The sequence below is a fragment of the Peribacillus sp. P4_C12 genome (assembly GCF_056402095.1).
In genome coordinates, this window is record NZ_JBFUIB010000252.1 from 1 (window position 1) to 5,463 (window position 5,463).

Annotated in this window: 6 protein-coding genes; all 6 read right to left on the minus strand. The window is 35.6% G+C overall.

The features are described 5' to 3' along the window. Positions 1 to 314 precede the first annotated feature (314 nt). Entirely contained in the window at positions 315 to 1,694 is a 1,380-nt protein-coding gene (locus AC1DUW_RS20310) for an LLM class flavin-dependent oxidoreductase (protein ID WP_053345671.1), read from the minus strand. Positions 1,695 to 1,902: 208 nt separating this feature from the next. After that, the gene (resA, locus tag AC1DUW_RS20315; RefSeq protein WP_053345670.1) at positions 1,903 to 2,445 is read right to left on the minus strand and encodes a thiol-disulfide oxidoreductase ResA; all 543 of its coding nucleotides are present in this window, start codon (positions 2,443 to 2,445) and stop codon (positions 1,903 to 1,905) included. Between the two features lie 19 nt (positions 2,446 to 2,464). Next, positions 2,465 to 2,845 (minus strand): ubiquitin family protein, encoded by a 381-nt coding sequence (locus AC1DUW_RS20320; protein ID WP_053345669.1) that lies wholly within the window; start codon positions 2,843 to 2,845, stop codon positions 2,465 to 2,467. A 136-nt stretch (positions 2,846 to 2,981) separates the two neighbouring features. After that, entirely contained in the window at positions 2,982 to 3,755 is a 774-nt protein-coding gene (locus AC1DUW_RS20325; RefSeq protein ID WP_379148774.1) for an ABC transporter permease, read from the minus strand. 10 nt (positions 3,756 to 3,765) lie between these two features. Beyond that, complete coding sequence (locus AC1DUW_RS20330) at positions 3,766 to 4,833, minus strand: ABC transporter substrate-binding protein (protein WP_477643307.1); 1,068 nt, start codon at positions 4,831 to 4,833, stop codon at positions 3,766 to 3,768. A gap of 32 nt (positions 4,834 to 4,865) precedes the next feature. After that, positions 4,866 to 5,463 (minus strand): ABC transporter ATP-binding protein (locus AC1DUW_RS20335; protein ID WP_477643308.1); only part of this gene is annotated, 598 nt, incomplete at its 5' end.

Consider the following 5,463-nt stretch of genomic DNA (forward strand, 5'->3'; position numbering starts at 1 on the left):
ATTAACAGCAGGTCCAATATTTATATATCTGCTTTGATTTGGGAGTAAAAAATGGCGTATCAATGTACGGTTTCACCGCCTACTTACTCAAGGTTTTTTTGTGCCCCCTTATTAAAATCATGACAATGTTCACATTTAATGTTGTTAATATGAATAAATAGGATTCAAAAAAAAACAGCATAATAACAATTGCAATAAAATCAAAAAAGGTATGAGGTGATTGCCCTCATACCTTTTTCAGACTATAAATTAAAATTGTCTATTTATTTATGCGTCATCCGGTTGAGCACTAATGTCATCTGAAAATTCCTTAATTACTGTTGAATACCTTCTTTAGAGGCAAAAGCACCTCTATATCGTGCAGCAGGGTGACGCTCGCTGAGACGATTTTCTCCAAAAAGCTTATGACGAAGTGTAGCTGGTTCACCGTTCTCAGCACGAGCTAAACCACGCTGGCGAAGAACAGGCATTACTTGATCGATAAACTCTTCATAAGACCCTGGAATGGTTGCATTTATTACATTGATTCCATCGACGCCTGCATTGCTCCACAGCTCTAGCTGGTCAGCAATTGTTTCAGGAGTCCCTACGATACGTGTCGTTCTACTACGCATTTGGGCAATGTCTTTAACATTAGGCGTACGTCCTGGTGTGCTTTGCTTTAACCATTCGAATGTGCTTCTTATTCCCTCAGTTTCGATATTTTCAAGCGGTGTATCAAGCCCAACGTTTCCTAGGTCAACCCCCATACCTCCTGCCATATGAGCGATCATCATATCGAAATCAACCTTATTATCTAGTTCAAATTCTTTACGCCGAGCATCTTCTTCGGTCTCCCCAACGACGAAAGACAACCCTTGATAAAAGTGAATATCATTACCATCCCGACCATTTTGAATAGCTAGATGTCGAGTATCATTGATTAACTTACGAGCATTTTCAGGATCAGGGGCTACAATAAAGACAGCCTCAGCATTTCGAGCAGCAAAGTCTCGGCCGGCAGGCGATGATCCTGCTTGAAACAACACTGGCGTTCGCTGTGGTGATGGTGAAACAAGATGCGGACCTTCGACTTTATAGCGCTCACCAACATGGTTTATTTTATGAACCTTTGCTGGAGCTGCATGAATTCCACTCTCTCGATCTTGTAAAAGCGCTCCCTCATCCCATGAACCTTCCCAAAGTTTATACAATACATCTACATATTCATCTGCCCACTTGTATCTCTCATCATGTGGGACAAGTTCATCGTAACCAAAGTTGCGAAAAGCATTTTCCAAAGAACTAGTAACCATATTCCAAGCAATGCGACCCTTAGAGATATGATCTAGCGTTGAAACTCGGCGAGCAAAATTAAAGGGAGGTTCCTGCAGTGGAGCTGCCGTAAAAGCTAATCCTAGATGTTTTGTATTCACTGCAAGAGCGGACATTAATACTATTGGGTCATTACTGGGAATTTGCAAACCGGTTTCAACATGAAAATCCCAACCGCCACGGTGGTCACCGTACAAACCGATTACGTCTGCGAAAAAAATGGCATCAAAACCACCCTCCTCAAGCCGCTTAGCCAAAGATACCCAAAGATCTACATCGTTAAAGTTCAACTGATGACCTTCTTCATCACGCCACATTCCGTGAGTGATGTGAGATGCTGTATTCATAACAAAAGCAGAAAATGATAGGGGGTTAGTCATGTTAATTCGTCTCCATTCTATGAAATAAATTCATTTTTTTATTTTCAAAACGCCATTTTATATTTGAAATCTATAATTCTGAGACTTTTTCTCTTTTGTTACCCACTGCTATCTAATTATTCAAATTATTTATTCATTTTTTACAATTTCATTTTTCACAAGCCATAAAACACGTGTTTGGTTTGCATCAATACAATCTCTCTAGTCATTAATTCGGAATAATGCTTTCTACATAACTACGAACCTTCTTTTCTGTCAGTTCTCCAGAAATGGTTTGAGTAATCTCACCATCTTCATTAATTAAATATGTAACGGGGAGATTATTAACCTTATATTGCTCAATAGCTTCCCCAGTCCGATCAAGTAAAATGGAAAAACTCAATTTTTTTTCTAAGACAAATGGACTGACTATGATTCTAGGTTCTTGCGCATTTACAGCTAGAATTTCAATTCCCTTATCTTCATATTCTTGATAGACGTTATTCAAATAAGGCATCTCCTTTTCACAAGGTGGACAATAGGTTGCCCAAAAGTTAAGTATCACACCTTTTCCACGATAATCCGAAAGTTTTACTTCATTACCCTTTAAATCTTGCAAAGTAAAATCAGGAGCAAGATTACTTTGATCTATAGTTACTGCTTCTTTTTTAATAATTAAATTCGTGTAAATTGTATAACCAAGTCCTAACACTAAAATCGCAGTCACTAAACTTTTTATAAAGAAGTTCACTGGCTTTTTTTCTTTACTCATTAGAATGACCTGGCCCCTCTCAATTACTTACCTGGAAAGATAGTTCCGGCATTTCATGCAAAGTTTTATAGCTAACATGTGCAATCACTTTTTTCTGTCCTTGATCAAAAAACTTTGTTTCTAACAAATACTTTCCATCTCCCTTATTTTTAGGAAAGACTGATCCAATTGATATTCCATTTTCAATAATTTCAAATTGAACCTCAGCCTCTTTGCTAACATTTTCGCTCCCATATTTCACTTCTGCAGTAAAAGCGACAGCTTCATTGATCTTAATTTTTTTAGGATTACTTTCCAATAATACCTTCAACGATTTCGGTTGCTCTAATTGTTGTTTATTACCTGAATCGGAACATCCTATTAACAAAAAAATTGATAGTATAAATATTATCGATTTCACAAAATAGCTCCTTCATCAAAAGTAAATTCTCTTCTATAATCTATTAAAATTAAAATTGCAGAGAGAACCTCATCATCTTTCTTTTAACTAAACTTCTTAGTCTTCTTCGTTTCCTCTTCGTATTTTTTCTTTTCTCTTAATTGGCCTCATTTTTCAAGTTTGTCCAAAAAAGAATACGTTTTTTGATTTTTTCAAAAGTAAACATAACCAATAAGATAACGATACTATTAAAAATTAATCCAGCTAAAACATAATCATATTGAGTAAAATCAGTGTAGAACTGGATAAAGTAGCCCATCCCCGATTTAGCTCCAAACATTTCTGCGGTCATTAAAATTAGAAAAGATAAATTAAGTGCTGTTCCTGTACCACTTAATATAAATGGCGAACTTGCTGGAATGATTACTTTTAAAATCAAATCTTTCTGCTGTAACCCGATTGTTTTTGCATTATCCCAAAAATGATTATCAACCAATAACACACCTTGAATCGTGCCTAGAAAAATAGGCCAAAAAGCTGCAAGGAACAGAATGAAAATAGACGCTAATTCAAATGTTGGTAACAAAGCAATAGCATATGGAATAAATAATGTTAAAGGCAGTGGACTAAAAGCATTAAAAAATGGTGTTAAGATTTTCCTTGATTTTGGATGAAGACCAAAGAACAGTCCCCCGCCAATTCCTAGTATTAGAGCTAGCACAAAACTTGGGACTAATAATTTCATAGAACTTACAAATCCTTGAAATAGTTCAATTAATGCTTTAAAGAATGCCATAACAACTATTTCTGGAGATGGGAAGATAATTGGGCTTAACCATCCCGTGAAATTTGTTATATAAAACCATAAGGCGAGTAAAGCAATTGTAATTATCGTTGTATATATATAGATAGAAAAAAACTTTTTCATCATATTCTCCTTATCATTTGAAGTCTAAGTTTTGCTCATTATATCTTTGTAATACTTGTTTATAATATTCATCATTTGGATTCCCTTTAATCAGCTCATCTAATGCTTCTTCATACATAGAAAGATCGAAGTGATTTTCTAGATTAATAGTTTCTACGTCTGAAATATACCCAATATCTTGCATTTTTTTCCACGTGTTAATTACTTCCATTTTGTTTGGGTCTGCAGAATTGATTAAATGTTTCTCATTAACTATTTCGTTCACTCTTTCTTCAGGTAATTGTTTAAAAGTAGGTTTCGAGGCTTCTAAATTTTTCTTTGGATTTTCTAATTTTACACGTTCTGCCCTTATTAGCCCTTTCATGAATTTCTTATAAGCAACTGCCTTATCACCAGTTATATTGCCTCTTACGGTAACTCGGCAGCAAAGATCATTTGGACTTAGATCATTACTCCAAAAAATAGGGGTTAATCCTAATGCCTCTGTTTTTGTCATATGCCCTGTATTGGAAAGTCCAACATCTACTTTTCCAGAATTAACAGCTTCAAGTACATCTGCCACACTTTTTACTTCTACAAAATCAACATCTTTATGAATATCAATTCCAGCATCATCTAGCGCTGACTTAAAGACAACATCAAGTGTTCCTAAACGAATAGTCGCAATTTTCTTTCCCTTGAAATCTTCTAATGTTTTATATTGACTTGCATTTTCTTTTTTTGTGACAACCGGCTGTCCACCTTCCATATGACCTCCAACAAATTTAAAATCTGCACCTTGGGCAATATAGTTTAAAGGTGTTGCTGTACCAAATGTTAATGCAATATCTATTTTGTCAGCTTGTAAAGCGTCCAATCCCCCACTAGTAAAGGAAACCATTTCTACCTCTAAATTTTCATCCTCAAAAAACCCTTCAGCTCTAGCAATATCTGCTAGAGGAGCTCCATATAATTGACCATATCCAACCTTTAATTTATATGTTTTCTCTTGCGTAGATGCTTTTTCTTCATCACCATTGCAAGCTACTAACGTTAAAGCAAAGAGCATCACAAATCCGAATAACCACTTTCGCTTTCTCACGCAACCATCCTCCTAATCATTTTTAATATTATTTATATTCCTTCTCCTGCTGAACGGATTTCATGGCCTTGTTCTAATTTTTCAAAGATTCCTTTGTTCATAATGTCTAAAATATAATTTCTTAATTCAATAAACTCTAAACTCTCTATTAACTTTTTACGATTTCTTGGCTTAGGAAAAGGTACATTAATAGTCTCAACAAGACTTCCAGGTGGTCCTGGTGAAAATATCACAATTCGATCCGCTAAAATAATAGCCTCTTCAGCATCATGTGTAACAAATGCGATAGTACGCTGCTGTTCATAATTTACTTGGAGAATCAGATCTTGTAGCTGAATTCTTGTTACTGGATCTAAGGCACCAAAAGGCTCATCCATGAACATTAAATCTGATCCTAAAGATAGCGCCCTCGCAATTGCTGCACGCTGCCTCATCCCACCTGACATTTCTCCTGGATATTTTTTAAACGCATGACCTAACTGGACTAATAGAAGATAACTTTGGGCTAAGTGCTCCAATTCCTGTTTTGTTTTTGATTTTTTTAATTTCTGCTTTAAAGCAAGAATTATATTTTCTTCTGCCGTTAGCCAAGGGAACAAAGAATAATCCTGAAATACAACTGCACTATCT